The following is a 19432-nucleotide window of genomic DNA, read 5'->3' on the forward strand; positions in this document are numbered from 1 at the left end:
GTTCCTGCCGAAATTCGATGGCGCACGACCGGTGCCCCGTCGGCGCGGGTAGACCGCACCAACGGGGCACCGACTATCGGAAAGGCGCTACCTCGTGGCGATCCTGATCGTCGCCGTACGGTAGTTGTTGCGCTTGTCCTTCTTCGTCGGGTCGTAGTTCCGCTCGATGTTGCCGGCGCTGTCGACCGAGAACCAGCGGAACGTCGTCGTCTCGGTCACGTGGAACACCTGCCCCGGCTCGCGGAACTCGGTCGCCGCGTAACGGGGCGATTCGAGGGTGGGTCGGCTGCCGTCCGTCGTGTAGTAGACGGTGGCCGGTTCGCTGGTCTCGAAGCGCACGTCGACGGGCTTGGAGTAGCGTCCCGCGCCCGGGACGAGCTGGGACGTCGGGTCCTTCTTGTCCCGACCCCAGTCCGCCGCGACCCGGAACATCTCCATGATCCCGTTGGCGTACTCCATCGTCTCGGCGTGGCCACTGACGAGGTCGGGGTTACCCACCCACTCCGGTTGGAACGAGCCGCCCTGCCAGTCGCCGGTGGCCGGGTTGTAGACGGAGCCGCCGACCTCCCAGCCGAACGCGTAGATGCCGTAGGTGTGGTACAGGTCCTCGCGCACGTTGCCCGCCGAGGAGTAGAGGACGTCGGACGAGCCGCCGACGTTCTCCGGCGTGACGACGGTCTCCCGGTGTGCCTTGACCTGCGACAGGATCCGGGCGGCCGACTGCCAGTAGAACGCCTCGTCACCCAGTGGAGGACGTGGCGTGGTGATCCGGCCGTCCGCGATGTAGGCGCCGGGCTGCCAGAAGAGCTGACCGCCGTTGGAGTGCACCGACATCATGAACTTGATGTTCGAGTACTTCTCGACCAGCCAGATGATGTTCTTCGACTCGGGCTCGGACAGCTCCGCCGGCCCCTGGTAGGTGCCACTGACGCAGTTGGTCGACGCTCCCGCGTAGCCGTCGTGGCCCGACCCGACCCGGTAGTTCCGGTTCAGGTCGACGCCCCAGGAGTTCCGCTGCGCCGGATCGGCGCTCGCGTCCGGGCAGTGGTTCGTCATGTTCTTACGCTGCGAGGCGAAGTTGTAGAAGCTGTAGTTCGCCCCGTCCGGGTTGTTGGACAGGATGAAGAAGACGTCGGTGTTCTCGACGATCTCCTTCGTCTCCCGGTCGCTCCGGTAGTTGTGCACCAGACGCTCGGCCGACTCCAGACTGGTCGTCGCCGGCACCCACTCGCGGGCGTGGTCCTGCGCCTGGATCAACACACCAGGCTTCCTGCCGTCACGGTGCTTGCCGATCCGCAGGACCGGAATCGTGACCGGGCCCCGCGGCACCTCGCCCGCCGGTGCGCCGACGCGCTTCTGGTCGAGGAAGTCGGTCAGCGCTACCGGGCCCGTCGTCGGCGCGACGACGCCGGTGCCCTCGTTGGCGCGGTACGGGTGCGCCCGGTCGATCAGACCCTGGGAGCGGGTCCGCAGTGCCTCCGCCACCTCGGTGGCCGTACTCGCCGGCACGCCGGAGGCGTCCTTCGCGAGCAGGACGCGGACGGCCTTGCCCGCGACCTCCACCGCGAGCGGAAGGTCCGCACCCGGCCGGTCGACGAAGTCCACGGTGATGTCGTTGCCGCCTTCATGGCCCCACGCCGCCGAGGTGACGACGACCGCCGCCTGCCCCGTGCCGCCGATCTGGGCCTGCGCCTTGCGCTGGTACCCGTTCGTCTGGTTCGGCAGGTAGACGATCTCGGCGATGTCCGGGTACTGACGGGCGATCTCCTTGGCGCGGCTGTAGAGCTGCTGCGGGTGCTTGTAGCCGTCCACGAAGTCCGACTTGTAGGACGGGTTCGCCGTCAGCGGCGGCGGGGCGTTCTCCAACCAGTTCGAGACGACACCGGTGGCGATCCCACCGGTGGAACTCGTCACCTGGATCTTGGACGGGCGGGCGTCGAGCTTGAACAGGTTCCGGTGGAACATGTACTGCCCGGAATCGACGAACCGGCTCATCGTCCGGGTGAAGCCGAACGCGGTGCCCTTGCCCGAGTCGTTTTCGAGCTGCATCCCGACGATCGGCTCCGCCTGCTGTCCCTCGGTGGTCCGGGCCTCCACGTAGAGGAAACCCTGGCCCTTGGTGGTGAACCAGTCGGCGCGGACGATGCGGACCGTCGCCTGGTGACTCGACGGCTGGACCACCCGCGCGCCGGCGGCCCCGATGCCGCCGTCGGCCTGGTCGGCCCAGGCGAAGCCCGCGTCGTCGTCGAGCACCTCGACGCCCATCGCCGTCAGTGTGGCGACCTGCTCGGCGGTCACCACCGCCTCGGCCTCGATGCCGGTCGGCACGCGCCGGAGACCGTGTTCGAGGTCGAAGCCGGCAGCGGTCACCTTGTCCAGCATGTCCGCGCCGGTCAGTCGAATGTGTACGAGGCGTACCGAATCACGATCTTCGAGCTGGGACGGGCCGGCGGTCGCCGACGGTCCCGTGGGGTCCGCGCCCGCGGGCCCGGTCGCCACGAGGATGCTTCCCACCAGGGCGGGCAGTGCGAGAAGCGCGATGCGCTGTTGTATGCGCCGCATTCCCCCTCCTTCTGCTTGGACGGTGATCGGGTTGGGTGGCCGGGCTCCGTACGCGTCGCCCCCGGTAGGACAGCCATGCCGAACGCGCGGTGAGCCTGGATACGACGACGATCGCCGTCGCGAGAAGGGACGGGAGGGCGTGAGCGGGCCGGGTCCGGTGAGCGTATGTGCGTTCGAGGGTTCAGCGGCTCGCGTCGATCGAATTTGAGCAATCCTTGAGGAGAACGGCGGGTCCCGGCCCAAGGCCGCGGATCGACAGCTGGATACTCCTACTGACCAGAGCCGGCGAGCACCCGGTTCCGAGGCTCTCCACGGTCGCGCGGCTGGAGTTGCGGCCCCGTATGCGGAGGTGGGTGTTGGGCCGTCCGGAGAAACCGGTGGACCCGGAGGCAGGCCCGGTACAGCGGTTGGCATGGCAGTTGCGGCAGCTACGGGAGCGGGCCGGCAACCCGAGCTATCGGCTGCTGGCCCGGCGTGCGCACTTCTCGGCGAGCACCTTGGCGGACGCGGCGAAGGGTGACCGGTTGCCGTCGCTGGAGGTGACGCTCGCGTACGCCCAGGCGTGTGGCGGCGATCTGGCCGAGTGGCGGGCCCGGTGGTCAGCCACCGCCGCGCCGACGTCCACCTCCGGGACCACCGCGACCACTGTGGAGCACAGCCCCTATCAGGGGTTGACAGCCTTCCAGCCCGAGCAGGCGGAGATGTTCTTCGGCCGCACGGAGCTGGTCGAACGGCTGCTGACACAGGTCGATCGGCGGTGCCTCACCGCCGTCGTCGGAGCATCCGGAAGCGGCAAGTCCTCCCTGCTGCGGGCGGGCCTGCTGGGAGCCGTCGCCGCCGACCCCGGGCTCACGCAACGGTGGCGGACGATGTTGCTGACGCCGACCGATCACCCGCTGGAGGCATTGGCCGCTGAGGTCGCGAAGCTGACCGGCCAGGACGCGCATCAGATCCGGAAGGACCTGGCCACGGATGTCACCGGGCTCGACATCGCGGTGCGTAACACCTTGGCCGGCGGCCCGCCGCAAACCCGCGCGCTGCTGGTGGTGGACCAGTTCGAGGAGGTGTTCACCCTCTGCGCCGACAAGGCGGAACGGCGTCGGTTCATCGAAGCGTTACTGGACGCCGCACACGGGCCGCACCGCCGCACCACTGTGGTGCTCGGCGTACGCGCCGACTTCCTCGCCCACCTCATGCAGCATCCGGAACTGACCGACGCGCTGCACGACGAGGCGTACCTGCTGGTGCGGCCGGTGACGGCCGCCGACCTCCGGGAGATCATCCTCCGGCCGGCCGCCCGGGTCGACATGGGCGTGGAGCCCGATCTGCTCAGCACGGTGCTCGCCGATGCCGCCGACGAGCCGGGCGCGTTGCCGCTCGTGTCCCACGCGCTCCTCGAAACGTGGCAACGACGAAGCGGGGTCGCCCTCACCCTGTCGGCCTACCACGCGAGCGGCGGTGTGCGCGGGGCGATAGCCCAGACCGCCGAGCGGGTCTACGGCGACTTCGCGACGGCCGAGCAACAGGCCGCTCGCCGAATCTTCCTGCGGCTCGCCGCGTTGGGCGACGGCACCGAGGACACCCGCCGGCCAATCATGCGCACGGAACTCGACGGCATCGCCGACGAGGCCGTCACCGCCCGGGTCCTGGGCCAGTTGGCCGAAGCCCGACTGGTGGTCATGGGTGACGGAACGGTGGAGGTGGCCCACGAGGCACTCATCCGGGCCTGGCCACGGCTACACCGATGGTTGACCGACGATCGCGCGACTCTACTCACCCATCGGCGACTCACCGAAGCCGCACACACGTGGGCCGTGATCCAGCGAGATGCCGGGGCGCTGTATCGAGGAACCCAACTCCTGGCCGCGCGGGCCTTCGCCGAGGACCATCCAGAAGAGCTGAACCAGCTCGAAAGTGCCTTCCTGCGGGCCAGTTCGGCCCTCGTCGAATCCGAACAGAACAGCGCACGACGGCAGGCCCGCCTGTTCAAGCATCTCGTCGCGGGCATGTCCGCGCTGCTCGTGCTCGCCCTGCTGGGCGGAGCCATTGCGGTACGACAGCGTCAGGACGCCCGCCGGCAGCAGGTGGCCGCGCTGTCCAGTGAGTTGTCGCTGCAAGCCCGATCCCTGCTCGCCACCGATCCCGACCTGGCCGGTCTGCTGGCGGTCGAGGCCGACGAGCTGAACTCGACCACCGAAACCCGGGGCAGTGTGCTGAGCGCGGCCTCCGCGCCCCGCCGCACCGAACTCAACGTCGGCGGCCCGTCCATCTACACCGTCGCGTTCAACCCGGACCATTCCGTCCTGGCCTCGGCGGCGGGCGACGGCACGATCGGACTGTGGGACGCCGCACGTGGCGATCGGATCGCCACCCTCTCCGGGCACACCGGCCGGGCCGAGGACGTTGCCTTCGCGGACGACGGGAAGCTGCTCGCCTCCATCGGGATCGACGGCGCCACCGGGTCCATCATCGTCTGGGACGTGCCGACCCGCCGACAGAAGACCCGGTTGACCGAGTACGGCCTCGGGTCGAGCATGGCCTTCAGCCCCGACGGCACCAAGCTCGCCGTCGGTCTCGCGGGCGGCCCGGACGCCGCCACGAATGCCGGCAGGGCCGGCGACATCGCCCTGTACGACCTGCGGGCCGGAACTCGCACCCTGCTTCGCGAGCACCGGAGCACGGTCAGATCGCTCACGTTCAGCCACGACGGCAAACTCCTCGTCTCCACTGACGGGGTGGAGCACCCGGCCGCCTGGCGGGTGGACACCGGTACCGTGTACGCCAGACTGCCCGCCGAGCACGTGTTCTCCGTTGCCTTCAGCCCCTCCGGGTACGTCCTCGCGGGATCCGCCGACGACCGGGGGGTGTACCTGTGGGATCTCGCTGGCGTTCAGCCGGTCGGCCTTCCGTCGTTGCCGCTGTCCGGCCGCTACGCGTGGACGATCTCCGCGCCCGCCGACGGCAAGCTCGCCGTGGCCGACGAGAACGGCGCGATCACCATCTGGGACCTGTACCGCCGTGAATCCGTGCAGACCTATCAGGACCGGGGCCGCACCGAAACGGTCTCCGTCGCGCTGAGCCAGGACGGGGCGATGCTCGCCTCCGCCGGCTTCAACGGAACCATCGTGCTCCACAATCGGGCCGACAGCCCGTTCAGCGGGTTCGTGGCACAGGTGAAGGACGTGAAGGTCAGCCCGGACGGCAGCAGGGTCGCCTCGGCGGGTGGTGACGGCACCGTCCGGCTCTGGGACACCGATGGCAGAGCGGTGGCGGTCCTCGGTGGGCACCCCGACGAGGTGCAGGCCGTCGCATTCAGCCCGGACGGGCTGCGGCTGGCCTCGGTGACCCGGAACAACATCGTGACCATCTGGGATCTCCCGCGCCGACAACACGCCCTGCCACCGATCAGGTCCAAGGGGATCGGCGCCTCGACTGACGTCGCCGTCGATCCGGCCGGCCGGCTGGTCGCGGCCGCCACGCTGGGGCCCTTCGTCTGGGACGTCGGCGACATCGGAAGGCCGACCGAGATAACGGCGAGGTTCCGGTCCCAGATCGTCACCTCGCTGGCCTTCGCCCCAGACGGCCGCCGCCTCCTGGGAGCCAGCGTGGGTGGATACGTCAACACGTGGGACGTCATCACGGGCAAGCTCCTCAGCCGGGTCAACAGCCGGCAGGGCACGGTGCAGGACATCGCGGTCAGCCCCGACGGCGCACTGTTCGCGACCGCCGGGGACAGCCGCACCATCAAGCTCTGGGACGCCGTGACCGGGAGTGAACTCGCAGTTCTCCAGGGCCACACCGCGCCCGTCCAGGTCCTTGCGTTCAGTCGGGACGGCCGCAGGATCGCCTCCGCCGGTGACGACCGCACCATCCGGGTCTGGGATACCGGCACCCGGCAACACGTCACCACCCTCACCGGCCACAGCGCGAGAATCCGCGGACTCGCCTTCACGGCGAACGGAGCCCTCATCTCCGGCGCCGAGGATGGGAGGATCGTCCGCTGGTCCTTCGACCTCGATGCTGCGAAGGCCCAGATCTGCGCTGCCGCCGGACGTGAGCTGAGCCGGCGGGAGTGGACGGCGCACGTCCGCTCCCAGCCGTACAAGCCGTCCTGCGGAGCACCGCCGAGTCGCTGACGTGGCGTTCCGGCGACGATCGGCGCCGTGGCCACCTGGCAGCCCCGAGCTGGGCAGCCGTCCGACGATTGTTCGACGTTGATTGTCCGGTGCTACCGGCGCTGTCGGACAACCTCGCCCCGCCCCAGCCTGACACCGGGGCACCTGTCCTGCGACGGGTGTTCAGCGAGGACACGGGACAATCGAGGTGAGGGAACAACCTATGAAACGACTGACCGCACTGCTCACGTTGCTCGCGGCCATGATCGCGGGCGCGCTCGTCTCCGCCAGCCCCGCCCACGCTCGCAGCCAACCCGAGTGCGAGTCCTACACGTACGTCAGCAACCAGGCGGGCTACCAGGTCGCCGCACCGATCGGCCAGTACGGCGCCCTGCCGTGCTCGCTGGTCTGGGGCGACGGCGGGCCGGGCACGCTGGCGCTCCAGTGGGCTCTGAACGACTGCTACCTCGCACCCGCCGGCAAGACGCTACTCAACCAGGACGCGTCGTTCGGCCAATTGACCTACAACGCGCTGAAGTTCGCCCAGAGCAAGGCGGGCATCAGCTCGGACGGCCAGTTCGGGCCGACGTCACGCGCCACCCTGAAGTTCCCGTCCCTCTCGGGCGGCACCAACACCTGTGCCCGCCTGGGCCGTCCGTTGCCGTAACGGCCGACCGGCCGCCCGCCCATCGGCCACGGGGGCCAGTGGTCGCACCGGCTGACCGAATTGTCCGACATACCCACGTCGGCGGTGACAGCGCAATGGCTGTCACCGCCGGCGATGCTCGTACGGCGCGGTTGGGCGTTCGAGTGGCAGTGGGCCGAGCCTCCGCGGGACCGGTGTTCCGTATTGGGACGCGGGGTTTCGGCGGCTGTCACTTCCGGGTAGCGGACGGGTCATGAATCGCAATCTCGTGCAGGGTCTACAGGCTGCCTGGGGGTTGCCGGAGTTCCGCAGCGGGATACGCGAACTCGTCGATCTCGACGAGGTGGCGATGCTGCTGGCCGCGCTGTCCGACCCGGACCATGACCGCGAGGTCGAGGGCAGCCTGTTGAGCCTGTTGCGATCCGGCCTCGACACCACCGAGATTCGGGAGGCGGTGTTGCTGCTGTTGGAGCAGGACGAGGTGCGCCGGCCACTGGTCGCGGCGATGGCGGAACCCCTGGCAGACCGACCGCGCCAGGTTGCCGCCATCGCTTCGGCCTCCGAGGATCCGGCGGTGCGGCGCGAGCTGCGGGCGGTGCTGGACAGCGCAGAGGCGCGCGAGCTGATCTGGCAGGCTGTCGACAACCAGGTCAACGACAACCACTTCGGCCTGATCCACCGGGTGGCGATCCTGTTCGTACGACACCGCAGCGTCCGACGCCTCGCCTGGGCTCTGCGCCGGCACGGCGTGCTGCGCGAACTACGCCGCAAGCCGGACGAGCCTCCTCCGGCCCACTGAGCGGGGTGGACCTCGACTACGGTGACCATGAATGGGGGTGGCCATGGCGCCGGAGGTGTCGCCGCGACGGGCCAGAGCCGTGCTCGTCGCGCTCTCGCTCGGCGCGTTCGCGTTCATCACCACCGAGCTACTGCCGGTCGGCCTGCTGACGCACATCGCTCCCGATCTCGACCGGTCCCGCTCACAGGTGGGTCTACTGGTCAGCGGGTACGCCGTCGTCGTCGTGCTGGCCTCCATACCGTTGGCCCGGCTGACTCAGCGGATCCCCCGGCGGCACCTGCTCGGCGTCACCATGCTGCTGTTCGCCGCCGGGAACGCCACCGCCGCGCTCGCGCCGACGTACGCCGTACTCGCCGGCTCACGTGTCGTGACCGCCCTCGCGCAGGCGCTGTTCTGGTCCGTCGCCACGGCGACGGTGACCGGGCACTTTCCCGTCGCGGTACGCGGCCGGGTGGTGGCGCTTTTCGGCGCCGGGGCGACGCTCGCTCCGGTGCTCGGCGTACCCCTCGGCACCTGGCTGGGGCAGCAGGCCGGTTGGCGGGTGGCGTTCGCAGTGCTGGCCGGGGTGGGTCTGGTCACCGCCGCCGCGGTGTTCGTCCTCCTTCCCTCCTATCCCCCGGCCACCGGCGGCGCGGCGCGGGGCACGGCACCGGACGGGCGACGCTTCATCCTGTTGCTGGTCGCGACCGCGCTCGGCATCGGCGGCTTCATGACCCTGCAGACGTACGTCACACCGTTCCTGCTCGACGTGAGCCGCTTCCCCGACGCGATGTTGGCGCCGCTGCTGTTCGTCTCCGGTGCCGCCGGCGTCGTCGGCACCCTGGCTGCGACTCGCACTCTGGACCGCTGGCCGATCGTCTCCCTGCTGACGCCGCTGAGCATCGGCACCGCCTCGCTGTTCGGCCTGTACGCACTCGGCGCGCTCCGACCCGGCGTGGTGGTCCTCCTCGCCGGAATCGGTCTCGGTTACGCGGCGTTCGGTTCCGGGGTGCAAAATCGGATGCTGCACCTGGCTCCCGGTAGCACCGACATGGCGTCGGCCGGCGTCAGCACCGCGTTCAACGCCGGCATCTGCGGCGGTTCACTGCTCGGAGGTGCGCTCCTGTCCGCCTCGGGGGCACGCCCGCTGGCGCTCGTCGGCGGGCTGTTGACGCTGGTCGCCCTCGCGCTGCTCGCCGTCGACGCGCGGCGACCCAGGCGCTCAGGCCCATCCCGACCAGGCTCCGCCGAACCTGCGCCGACCAAGGCCGGGCTGCCCACCAGCCCCACGGCCGCCGGGCGCACGGCCTAACCGTTCGGCTGACTTCCGCCGCGTTGCACTGCGGTTGAGGGGGTCTGACTAGGGGTTATTCGCCGACGATATCTAGTGTTATCTATTCCACACCGAACCTCCTACCCCCATCGGAGCGCGACGTGCGGAAATCCCGTCTGGCAACCCTCGCCCTGAGCCTGGCCACGGCCCTGGGCACCACCCTCACCCTGGCAGCGCCCGCCGAGGCTGCCCCCGCCGACCACTACGTCGCTCTCGGCGACTCCTACTCCTCCGGGGTCGGCGCCGGCAGCTACACCGCCGAGAGCGGGTCCTGTCAACGCAGCACCAACGCCTACCCGGCGCTGTACAACACCAACGTGCGACCCGCGTCGTACCGCTCGGTCGCCTGCTCCGGTGCCACCACCACGAGCGTGGTCAACACCCAACTCAGCGCGCTCAGTGCCACCACCACCCTGGTCAGCGTCACGGTCGGCGGCAACGACGTCGGGTTCGCCAACATCATGACCACCTGTGTGCTCTACGGGACCACCGAGTGTGTGAACGCCGTCCAGACCGCCGAGAACAAGGCCCGGGCTGACCTCCCCAACCTGTTGGCGACCGTCTACAACGGAATCCGCAGCCGGGCCCCCTCGGCCCGGGTGGTGGTCGTCGGCTACCCGGTCTTCTACCAACTGGGCACAACCTGCCTCGGGCTCAGCGCCACCTCGCGCGCGAAGATCAACGAGGGCATCAACCTGGTGGACGACATCATCCGAAGCTCTGCCCTGGCTGCCGGCTTCACCTTCGCCGACGTCCGCTCCCAGTTCGTCGGACACCAACTGTGCAGCTACGGCGAGAAGTGGCTGCACGCATTGAACATCACCAACATCGGTGTCTCCTACCACCCGACCGCGGCTGGTCAGTCCAGCGGCTACTACCCGGTCTTCCGCTCCGTCGCCGGCTGACGATCGGGGCACGCGGGGCTCTGCCCGGCGCCCCGCGTGCCCACAGCTCCTGCCGCCTGGCTTACTGGCGGTCCCGCTCGGCCGTAGGCAGGCGGGGCTCAGTGGCCGCGGAACGCCTCCTCCAGCCACCAGGAGCCACGCGCCGAGCTGACCTTGGCGTCGACCACCAGCGGTCGGGCACGGGAACCGGCAAGCCACTGGCGTACCGGCCGGAGGTCGTCGACGGTCCGGACGGTCAACCCGTCGCAGCCGTAGCCACGGGCTATCGCGGCCAGGTCGGTCTCGGGGAAGGTGACCGTCTCCAACGGGTGCCCGTCCGGGCCGAAGTGGTGCACCTCGGCGCCGTACGCCGAGTCGTCGTAGATCACCACGAGGAGGGGTAGCGCCAGCCGGACGGCGGTGACCAGCTCGGTCGCGGACATGACGAACCCGCCGTCGCCGACCGCGGCGACGGTGAGCCGGTCCGGACGGGCGACCGCCGCGCCGAGCGCACTGGCCAGGCCGAGCCCGACCGACTGGAACGCCTGGGTGAAGCAGAACCCCGCCACGTCCGGCACGTCGAGCCACATCGACGGGTAGCCCATGAAGTTGCCGGAGTCGACCACCACCGTCCGCTCGGCCGGAAGCAGGTCGTCCAGGGCCGCCGAGAGCGTCCTCGGGTCGATCGTCGCCGGGCCACCCTCGTCCCGGTACGGGACCGTCCGCCACCGGCCGTGGTCGCGAATCCGCTGTGCCAGCTCCGGCGTTCGCCAGCCGCCGGCGTCCACGGTTCCCGTGGTACCGGCCTCCAGGCGGCCGAGCACCGCCTCGGCGACGGCCGCCACCTCGCCGGCCACCGTCACGTCGACCGGACGGTTCACCCCGAGCGCAGCCGGATCGTGGTCGACCTGGACGACAACGGCGGTCTGTGGGATCAGCTCGCCGTGCCGGGTGGTCCACATGTTCAGCGTGCTGCCCCAAGCGACGACCAGGTCCGCCGTGCCGATCAGCTCGGCGGCGAGCGGGGTGGCGAAGCCGCCGGCCACGTCGAGGTACCACGGGTTGCCGGCGAACAGTCCCTTCGCCGCAGCGGAGACCGCGAGCAGCGCACCACACCCGTCGGCGAGTCGCGTCAGCGGCTCCCGGGCCGACCGGGCGCCTCGACCCGCGATGAAGACCGGTCGGCGTGCGGCCCGGAGCGCGGCCAGTAACGGCTCGACCTGCGGTTCGGCGGCCGAGGTCGGCACCACCCCAGGCATCGGGCCGGACCACGGTTCGGTCACCGCGCCCTGCACGTCCAGCGGGAGGCCCAGCACCACCGTCGCACCCCGGGCGGCAGCGCGGTACGCCGCGCCCGCGTCCTCGGCCGCGTGCGTCGCGCGTACCCGACGGAATTCGGCCCCGACCGCGGCGGCGAGCGCCGGCAGGTCGATGAAGAAGTTCGACCGGGGCGCGGTCGCCTCCGGGGCCAGGACCACCATCGGGGTACGACTCTTCGCGGCCTCGGTGAGGCCGGTCAACGCGTTGGTGACGCCCGGGCCCTGGTGCACCGAGAGCAGGCCCACCGACCCGGAGGTGCGGGCGTACCCGTCCGCCATGCTCGCCGCGCCGCCCTCGTGGGCCGCCGCCACGAACCGGGCGCCGGCCGCCACCAGTGCGTTGGTGACATGGAAGTTGCCGCTGCCGACCACTCCGAAGACGTACCGTGCGCCGTGTCCATAGAGGACCCGCCCGACCACCTCGGCTACCCGCATAGGTGGACCGGTCCTACCGTTCGACGAGCGCGAGGACCCGGCACGGGCTGCCGGACCCGGAGACGATCGGCAGTGGCCCGGCGATCACCACCGCGCCGGTCGCCGGCAACTGCGCCAGGTTACGGAGTTGGGTCAGGCCGTACTTCTCCTGGCCGAGCAGGAACGAGTGGCACGGGAACGGCGGGTCGAACGAGTGCGCGGCGCCCGCGTCGGTGCCGACCGTCTCCACCCCGACGCCCTGGATCGGCGACTCCTCCGCCAGCCAGCGGGCGCACTCGACCGAGATGCCCGGAGTACGGCCGGCGTTGGCGTACCGCTCCGGGTCGTCGCCGTACGCGTCCCAGCCCGTGCGGTAGAGCAACCAGCCGCCGGTGGGCAGAGCGCCGTGTTCCGCCTCCCACGCCTTGATGTGCTCGACCTCGAGCAGGAAGTCGGGGTCGTCGGCGGCGTCGGCAGCGTGGTCGATCACCACCGCCGGTGCGATCAACTGGCTCACCGGGACCTGCGACACGTCCGCGCCCTGTCGACCGGTGACCCAGTGCACCGGAGCGTCGAAGTGGGTGCCGGTGTGCTCGCCGGTGGAGAAGTTGTTCCAGTACCAGGCCGGACCACGATCGTCGTACCGGCTGATCTCGCTGAGCCGGAACGGCCAGGTCTGGCCGAACTGCTCGGGCAGGCCGAGGATCGGGGTCTGGTCCGAGAGCGGAGCGGTGAGGTCGACAACCTGGATTCGGCCGCTGGAAAGAGCGGCGACAAACTCCTGCAGCACCGTCATGCGGCGACGGTACACCCCGCTTCACTCCACGATGGACCTTCGAACGGACGGTGTCGGAGACCGTCGCCACCGATCCGGGTCAGTGAGTGCCTGCGGTGCCTGGGCCACACAAATTCCGTGTCGATGTGGCACCGCGACGGCTAGCGTACGCGGATGAGCACTGTCCCGATGGCCGGGCTGCGGCTGCGGTTCCTCACCGATCCCGAAGAGTTCCTGGCCGCGGCGGATGACTACCTGCGCGCCGATCCGGTCGTCTGCACGGTCGTCACCACCATATCGCACCGGCTGATGTCGCAGCGTGCCGAGGGGATCGACCAATCCGACCGCAACTGGTGGCTGGTGGTGGCCGACGACTCCGGCGCGGTGGTCGGTGCCGGAATGCGCACGGCGCCCTATGCCCCCTTTCCGCCTTTCCTGCTGCCCATGCCCGACGAGGCGGCCGTTGCGCTGGCCCACGCGTTGTACGGGCGGAACGAGGAGGTACTCGCGGTAAACGGGGCCCTGCCCGCCGTCGACCTCTTCGCCGCCGAGCTGACCCGGCTCGCCGGGGGTCGAGTCCAGGTCGCCCAGCACACGCGGCTGCACGAGCTCGGCGAGCTGGCATGCCCACCACCTGTGCCCGGCCACCTGGTGGTCGCGACCGAGGACGAATTGGGCCTGGTCACGCAGTGGTTCACCGCCTTCATGGGCGACGCCGACGAACAGGCCGGTCGCCCGCGCAGTACCAGTGCGCACGACGTGCCCGAGCGCGCGGAGATGCTGCGCCGGCTCCGAGCCGGACGGATGTGGTTCTGGGTCGACGAGACTGGGCAGCCGGTGCACCTCATCGGCGCCAACCCACCGTCGTTCGGGGTGGCACGCGTGGGCCCGGTGTACACACCGCCAGGCCAGCGCGGGCGTGGTTGGGCCAGCAACGCCGTCGCCGAGGTCTCCCGGCGGATCCAGGCCGAGGGGGCGCGGGTCTGCCTGTACACCGACCAGGCCAACCCGACGTCGAACAAGATCTACGCTGCCCTCGGCTACCGACCGGTCGTCGACATGGCCAACCTCACCATCGTGCGCTGACTCCGGATGCTGGACCGTCAGTCCGCCCGGGGTGGCATGTGCGGACGCTCACCGACCGGGAGTCAGGAGGTCCTCGCCACTGATCACGAGGCACCCAGCGACCTGCGCTGCACCGGCACCGTGAGGTCGAATCGGGTGTTCAGCCGCTGGGGTGCTCGAAGACCGCGCGTTGCGTGAGCACGTAATCCGCGTCATTCAAATATTGGACGTGGTGCCCTGCGGCGAGGTGACCAGCATAGGCGGTGTTGCCGGCCGCGGCCTGGGTCCGCATGAAGTCGACGAGCGCGTGCAGCCTGGCGACCACCGTGTCGACGAGCCCGGAACGTTGGGCGTCGTCGAGCCCGTACTCGTCGCAGAACACCCGGAGCCGGATCGCCTGCTCGACCGGGTCGCCGAAGCCGTCGGCGTTGCCGGGCGCGGTCAGCGGGACCCAGCGGTACGCCGCGTAGGCGACGTCCCACAGCCGAGGCCCGGGCTGCGCGTGGTCGAAGTCGATGACGCCGACCACCCGGTTGCCGTCGAGGACGCAGTTGTGCGGGGCGTAGTCGCCATGGCAGATGACCTCGACGGGTTCGGTGGCGGCGACCTGCCAGCCGTCGCGTGGCGCGCGGCGGGCGTACTCGACTGTGGCGTCGTGGTACGCGCGGAGCAGTTGGGCTGCGGTGGCCAGCGCCTCGGCCGACGCCGCAGCCGGGGTGGCCGGATAGTTGGAGACCTCGCCGGGCAGGAAGTCGAGGATCTCGTGACCGTCGTCGGTGACCCGGTGGAAGCGGGGCGCGCCACGAAAGCCACGCGCGGCCAGGTGTCGCAGTAGATCGTGCACCCGAGGCGACCACGGTCCGGTGGGCCGGCGCACTGTCGCACCGACGCGAATCACCTCGTTGACCCCACCGCCGGCCAGCACTTCCTGATCGACCATCTCCGCCCGTCTCCCGTCTGACCGCGTGACTGTCATCGGGACGATGATGTCCGAGTCGACCGGCGCCCGCGTCGGAGTGGCTCCCCCTCCGTGAAGGCGTGTCGGAACACGTGGAAGGGCACGCCTCATTCCGTCAGGCGGTGGCCAGCCGGACCATGAACTGGCAGCCGTCGGGGGTGTTGCGCACCTCGACCCGACCTCCGTGCGCCTCCACCAGGCCATGGACGATGGCCAGGCCGAGCCCTCCGGAGGCTCCACCGTCACCGGGGCCGGGGGTGCGGGCCGGTTCACCGCGGAATGCGATGTCGAACAGTCGGGGAAGGTCGTCCGGGGGGATGCCGCCACAGGTGTCGGCGACCGACAGCCAGGCGTGGTCCTCCTCGCGGCCGGCTTCGATGCGTACCGTGCCGTCCTCTGGGGTGTAGCGGACCGCGTTGAGCAGCAGGTTGGCCACGACACGAGCCAACTCCGGTTCGCTCGCGGCAACCGTCGGCCATCCCGACTCGCTGGCGACGAGCTTGATCCGGCGAGCATCGGCCAACGGGAAGGTGGTGGCCAACGCGTCCGACACCACCTCTCCGAGCGGCACCGCCGTCAACGACAACCGCAGCGCCCCCGCGTTGATCCGGGACAGCTCGAACAGGTCGTCGACGAGTCGGGTCATCCGGTCGGTCTCCAGCCGGATCCGTCGGTGGTAGTCGTCGACCGTGTCCGGGTCACGGACCACCCGGTCCTCCAGCGCCTCGGCCATGGCCCGCAGCCCGGCGAGCGGGGTACGGAGGTCGTGGGAGACCCAGGCAACCAGGTCACGCCGGCCCTTCTCCAGTTGCCGTTCCCGCTCGCGGGCCTGGTCGCGCCACACCGCGGCGCGGGCCAGCCGGCGGCCGAAGTGCCCTCCGACGGCGAGGCTGACCACCGCTGCCGCCGCGACGGTGATCAGGACGACCTCGAGGTCGTGTGGGGAGAGGAACATCGCCTCCGCGACCGCCATCACCCCGACGGCGACGGCGATCACAGTGGTGGTGAGCAGCACGCTGAGGTGCACGGTGATCGACCTGCGCCGAAGCGCACGGAGCAGCAGCGCGCCGGCGAGTCCGATGCCCAGCGCCGCGCCCAGGGCGATGGCAAAGATCAGCAGTAGGTCACGCATGGGCCGGCTCGTAGCGGTAGCCGACGCCCCAGACGGTCACGATCCGCTGCGGATCGGCCGGGTTGGCCTCGATCTTCTCGCGCAGTCTGCGTACGTGCACGGTCACGGTCGAGTGGTCCCCGAAGTTCCATCCCCAGACCTGCTCCAGAAGTTCGGCCCGGCCGAACACCGTGGACGGGTGCCGCATGAGGTGGACGAGCAGGTCGAATTCGCGCAGCGTCAGAGCCAGCTCTCTGCCGGCGAGGTGGGCGGTTCGGGAGGTGGTGTGCACCACCAGGCCACCATCGGTGAGCGCCTCCGGCCGCTCGGGCGGCGACCCGCCGCCGGCGCGACGGAGCACCGAACGGACCCGCAGCACCAGTTCCCGGGGGGAGAAGGGCTTGGTCAGGTAGTCGTCCGCGCCGAGCTGCAACCCGAGGATCCGGTCGGACTCGTCTCCGCGCGCGGTCAGCATGACGATCGGTACGCCGTCCGGCCGTACCCGCAGTTCCCGGCACACCTGCAGACCGCTGATCCGGGGCAGCATCAGGTCGAGCACGACCAGGTGCGGGGCCTCCCGCTCCACCGCCGCCAGCGCCTCCGCGCCATCCGCCGCCAGGCTCACCTGGAAGCCGTCGTTCTCCAGGTAGCGACGAATGACGTCGCTCACGGTCTGATCGTCGTCGACCACCAGCACCCGCTGTGTCACGAACCTCCCCCGTTCCAGCCCGTCAACTCTTCCCCCGCAGGTCCATCGGCCCAGCGTAGCCACGCACCGAGCTGCGCCCCCACCACGCAAACCTTGCGAGGTTCTTACGGCCGCGTGCATACCACCACCTGGGTGTACGCGAGGTCATACGGTGACCGGAATGCGGATACTCGTCACTGGTGCGGCCGGCTTCATCGGCTCACACATCGCCGACCTGCTCACCGATCACGGGCACGAGGTCGTGGGCGTCGACGCGCTCCTGCCGGAGGCGCACGGTGCGACAGCACCGCCCTGGACCGATCGGCACGACCTCGTGGTCGGCGACGTACGCGACACCGACCTGCTGACCCGGCTACTGGCGGGGGTCGACGCGGTCTGCCATCAGGCGGCCATGGTCGGCCACGGCATCGACCCGGCCGACGCCCCCCGGTACGCCGCGCACAACGACCTCGGCACGGCCACCCTCCTCGCGGCGATGCACGCCACCGGGGTGCGCCACCTCGTCCTGGCCAGTTCGATGGTGGTCTACGGCGAGGGCCGCTACCACTGCCCGTCCCATGGAGTCGTCCGGCCTGCCGGCCGTCGGGCCGCCGATCTGGCCGAGGGCCGGTACGAGCCGACCTGCCCTCGCTGCGCCCAGACGCTCTCCCCCGGTCTCGTTCCGGAGGACGCGCCGTTGGAGCCGCACAGCACGTACGCCGCCACCAAACTGGCCCAGGAACATCTCGCCGGAGCCTGGGCCCGGCAGACCGGCGGATCGGTCTGGGCACTGCGCTACCACAATGTCTACGGAGCGCGAATGCCCCGTGACACCCCGTACGCCGGGGTGGCGTCGATCTTCCGGTCGGCCCTGGCCTCCGGGCGACCGCCCCGGGTCCTGGAGGACGGCCGGCAGCGGCGCGACTTCGTGCACGTGACGGACATCGCCGAGGCCAACCTGCTGGCCCTGACGACACCGGCACCGGATCCCATCGTCCCGATCAACGTCTGCTCGGGTGAACCGCACACCGTCGGCGAGTTGGCCCAGGAGCTGGCTGCGGCGATGGACGGGCCACTGCCCGTAACGGTCGGGGGCGGGCGGGCGGCGGACGTACGGCACGTGGTGGCCGATCCGGCCCGCGCCACCCGCCTGCTCGGTTTCACCGCCCGAGTCGGCTTCGCCGCTGGCATCGCCGACTTCACCACCGCCGTGATGCGGGATCCGGCATCGGTCAGGACACCGTCCACAGTAGGTGGTTGACGGCGAGGGCCGTGGCTGCCTGGCCCGCCAACCACCACCGTCGGTGCGCCCTGGGCAGGTGTGCGGTCGCGACGAGCAGCCAGACGGCGAACGGCAGCCAGATCCGCTCCACCTCGGCCTTGCTGAGCGCGGACAGATCCGCCGCGAGCACGGCCACCGCCGCCGCGACGGGCAACCACACCGTCGGTCCGGCGGTGGTGATCCACTGGCGGAGGGCCGTTGCGCGCGGCGGGTGCGGTGCCCGGATCGACATGGCGGACACCGTCCGCCGGATCGACATGGCGGCGACCGCCCGCCGGATCGACATGGCGGCGACCGCCCGCCGTAACGCCGGCCCGGCCACCGGGCCGGCCGAGAGCAGCAGAGCGGCGAGATTCGCCCAGATCCAGTAGCCGTACGGGCGATCAGCCGCCCAGCCCTGGTAGTAGCGCTGTGTCACCAGATGGTAGCCGTCCAGCCACCAGAAGCCGGACAGGGTGAACGCGGCGACGACGGCCGCGCCCGCCGTCGCCGCGACCAGGAGGACGGCGAGGCGATCCCGTGCCCGGAGCAGCACCACGGTCAACGCGAGCAGCCCGACCAGGACGAAGCCGTACGACAGGTACAGCGCGAAGCCGAGCAGCAGCCCGCCGAGTACGGCCCCGGGTCGGCCGCCCACCGCCAGCAGTGCCAGCCCGGCCGCGACCACCGCTGCGAAGATCCCGTCCGCGGACACGCCCACCCAGACCGCCCCCGGGAAGAGAACCAGGAACGGCCAGACCGCCCGAGCCGCATCCTCCGCGCCGAGTGCCCGCAACGTCACCGGAACCGATACCGACACCGTGGCCCCGATCAGCACACAGGCGAGCCCGGCGGCGGCCCCACCGCCCAGGCCGATCCGGTCCAGGCCGACGAAGAACAGCAGTGCCCCCGGCGGATGAGCGGCGGTGTGGGTGGACCACGAATTCGGTTGGAAGTCGAGGATGCGGTCGGCGAAGCCGGACAGCATCATGCCCACGTCCGCCACCCGGGGTACCTCGTGCAGGTACTCGGCCTGCACGGTGAGCCGCTCGGTCAACCCGGCGGACCAGCCGTCCACCAGGGCCAGGGACAACGTCCAGAGCACCGAGGCGAGATAGCCGACGACCAGCAGTCGCGGCCAGCGCGTGTCGGTACCCCAGCGCGTACCGCGCCAGACGAACAGCGCCCCGACGAGAAGCGCGACGGGAGTGCCGAAGCCCAGATGGGGCTGCCAGGTGGCGTAGAGCGGAGCGGCGTCGGCATAGAGTCGCACGCCCCGGTGGTTGAGCAGCGCGCCGACGCCGACGGCGGCGGCGAGCAGGGCCACCTCGGCGCCGAGGACGATCAGGTCGGCGTTCCGGGATCGTCCCGGCCGGGTCATCATGGTCATGGTGACGGCCGACGATACGACCCGCGACCAGGGATTCGACAGCCGAACGGCGGGACGTCAGGGACTTGTAAGATCCGTTGCCGCGTAAGCGATTCGTAAGGCGGCACCACGGCCCGGACGGCCCATCGCGGGC

Annotated in this window: 14 protein-coding genes; 7 read left to right on the top strand and 7 right to left on the bottom strand. The window is 70.5% G+C overall.

The genetic code is table 11. From position 1 onward, the window contains the following. Window positions 1–87: 87 nt before the first annotated feature. Window positions 88–2562: a M14 family metallopeptidase gene (locus tag ABGB10_RS02535; RefSeq protein ID WP_347659185.1), complete on the bottom strand. Its 2475-nt coding sequence runs from the start codon at window positions 2560–2562 to the stop codon at window positions 88–90. A gap of 377 nt (window positions 2563–2939) precedes the next feature. On the opposite strand from ABGB10_RS02535, the gene ABGB10_RS02540 reads away from it, so the two are divergent. The 5 genes from ABGB10_RS02540 (at window position 2940) to ABGB10_RS02560 (ending at window position 10339) form a co-directional block, all read left to right on the top strand. Further along, the gene (locus tag ABGB10_RS02540) at window positions 2940–6698 is read left to right on the top strand and encodes a helix-turn-helix domain-containing protein (protein ID WP_347659186.1); all 3759 of its coding nucleotides are present in this window, start codon (window positions 2940–2942) and stop codon (window positions 6696–6698) included. Window positions 6699–6900: 202 nt separating this feature from the next. Further along, window positions 6901–7344 carry a peptidoglycan-binding protein gene (locus tag ABGB10_RS02545; RefSeq protein ID WP_347659187.1) on the top strand — a complete coding sequence of 148 codons (444 nt, stop codon included), beginning with the start codon at window positions 6901–6903 and terminating at the stop codon, window positions 7342–7344. A gap of 232 nt (window positions 7345–7576) precedes the next feature. After that, complete coding sequence (locus tag ABGB10_RS02550; RefSeq protein WP_347659188.1) at window positions 7577–8122, top strand: hypothetical protein; 546 nt, start codon at window positions 7577–7579, stop codon at window positions 8120–8122. A gap of 31 nt (window positions 8123–8153) precedes the next feature. Beyond that, window positions 8154–9413: an MFS transporter gene (locus ABGB10_RS02555; protein ID WP_347659189.1), complete on the top strand. Its 1260-nt coding sequence runs from the start codon at window positions 8154–8156 to the stop codon at window positions 9411–9413. Between the two features lie 122 nt (window positions 9414–9535). After that, window positions 9536–10339 carry an SGNH/GDSL hydrolase family protein gene (locus ABGB10_RS02560; protein ID WP_347659190.1) on the top strand — a complete coding sequence of 268 codons (804 nt, stop codon included), beginning with the start codon at window positions 9536–9538 and terminating at the stop codon, window positions 10337–10339. A 98-nt stretch (window positions 10340–10437) separates the two neighbouring features. Here ABGB10_RS02560 and ABGB10_RS02565 read toward each other — a convergent pair whose 3' ends face one another. Together ABGB10_RS02565 and ABGB10_RS02570 are read right to left on the bottom strand one after the other, a co-directional pair. After that, window positions 10438–12072 carry a thiamine pyrophosphate-binding protein gene (locus ABGB10_RS02565; RefSeq protein ID WP_347659191.1) on the bottom strand — a complete coding sequence of 545 codons (1635 nt, stop codon included), beginning with the start codon at window positions 12070–12072 and terminating at the stop codon, window positions 10438–10440. A 13-nt stretch (window positions 12073–12085) separates the two neighbouring features. After that, window positions 12086–12847, bottom strand: a complete 762-nt coding sequence (locus ABGB10_RS02570; RefSeq protein ID WP_347659192.1) for a cyclase family protein — start codon at window positions 12845–12847, stop codon at window positions 12086–12088. Window positions 12848–13000: 153 nt separating this feature from the next. Here ABGB10_RS02570 and ABGB10_RS02575 point away from each other — a divergent pair, with 153 nt between their 5' ends. Continuing rightward, on the top strand, window positions 13001–13912 hold the full coding sequence (locus tag ABGB10_RS02575) for a GNAT family N-acetyltransferase (protein ID WP_347659193.1): 912 nt from the start codon (window positions 13001–13003) through the stop codon (window positions 13910–13912). Between the two features lie 139 nt (window positions 13913–14051). Here the strand turns inward: ABGB10_RS02575 and ABGB10_RS02580 are convergent, their stop codons facing one another. The 3 genes from ABGB10_RS02580 to ABGB10_RS02590 form a co-directional block, all read right to left on the bottom strand. Further along, window positions 14052–14831, bottom strand: coding sequence for an aminoglycoside phosphotransferase family protein (locus ABGB10_RS02580; protein WP_347659194.1), 780 nt, complete (start codon window positions 14829–14831; stop codon window positions 14052–14054). A gap of 133 nt (window positions 14832–14964) precedes the next feature. After that, entirely contained in the window at window positions 14965–15981 is a 1017-nt protein-coding gene (locus ABGB10_RS02585) for an ATP-binding protein (protein WP_347659195.1), read from the bottom strand. Next, window positions 15974–16669 carry a response regulator transcription factor gene (locus ABGB10_RS02590; RefSeq protein ID WP_347659196.1) on the bottom strand — a complete coding sequence of 232 codons (696 nt, stop codon included), beginning with the start codon at window positions 16667–16669 and terminating at the stop codon, window positions 15974–15976. Before ABGB10_RS02590 ends, ABGB10_RS02585 begins: the two co-directional genes overlap by 8 nt. Before the next feature lie 160 nt (window positions 16670–16829). Between ABGB10_RS02590 and ABGB10_RS02595 the strand changes: the two genes are divergently transcribed. Continuing rightward, window positions 16830–17909, top strand: coding sequence for an NAD-dependent epimerase/dehydratase family protein (locus ABGB10_RS02595; protein ID WP_347659197.1), 1080 nt, complete (start codon window positions 16830–16832; stop codon window positions 17907–17909). Here ABGB10_RS02595 and ABGB10_RS02600 read toward each other — a convergent pair. Continuing rightward, entirely contained in the window at window positions 17881–19290 is a 1410-nt protein-coding gene (locus ABGB10_RS02600) for a hypothetical protein (protein ID WP_347659198.1), read from the bottom strand. The genes ABGB10_RS02595 and ABGB10_RS02600 overlap by 29 nt on opposite strands. Window positions 19291–19432: the final 142 nt, after the last annotated feature.

This window comes from Micromonospora sp. B9E7 (assembly GCF_039871815.1).
Classification (GTDB): Bacteria; Actinomycetota; Actinomycetes; order Mycobacteriales; family Micromonosporaceae; genus Micromonospora.

Coding starts and splice junctions, on each gene's coding strand:
- ABGB10_RS02570 (WP_347659192.1), bottom strand. CDS start 12,847: ATGACGGTGCTGCAGGAGTTTGTCGCCGCTCTTTCCAGCGGCCGAATC.
- ABGB10_RS02600 (WP_347659198.1), bottom strand. CDS start 19,290: ATGACCCGGCCGGGACGATCCCGGAACGCCGACCTGATCGTCCTCGGC.
- ABGB10_RS02580 (WP_347659194.1), bottom strand. CDS start 14,831: ATGGTCGATCAGGAAGTGCTGGCCGGCGGTGGGGTCAACGAGGTGATT.
- ABGB10_RS02565 (WP_347659191.1), bottom strand. CDS start 12,072: ATGCGGGTAGCCGAGGTGGTCGGGCGGGTCCTCTATGGACACGGCGCA.
- ABGB10_RS02555 (WP_347659189.1), top strand. CDS start 8,154: ATGGGGGTGGCCATGGCGCCGGAGGTGTCGCCGCGACGGGCCAGAGCC.
- ABGB10_RS02595 (WP_347659197.1), top strand. CDS start 16,830: ATGCGGATACTCGTCACTGGTGCGGCCGGCTTCATCGGCTCACACATC.
- ABGB10_RS02575 (WP_347659193.1), top strand. CDS start 13,001: ATGAGCACTGTCCCGATGGCCGGGCTGCGGCTGCGGTTCCTCACCGAT.
- ABGB10_RS02550 (WP_347659188.1), top strand. CDS start 7,577: ATGAATCGCAATCTCGTGCAGGGTCTACAGGCTGCCTGGGGGTTGCCG.
- ABGB10_RS02545 (WP_347659187.1), top strand. CDS start 6,901: ATGAAACGACTGACCGCACTGCTCACGTTGCTCGCGGCCATGATCGCG.
- ABGB10_RS02585 (WP_347659195.1), bottom strand. CDS start 15,981: ATGCGTGACCTACTGCTGATCTTTGCCATCGCCCTGGGCGCGGCGCTG.
- ABGB10_RS02535 (WP_347659185.1), bottom strand. CDS start 2,562: ATGCGGCGCATACAACAGCGCATCGCGCTTCTCGCACTGCCCGCCCTG.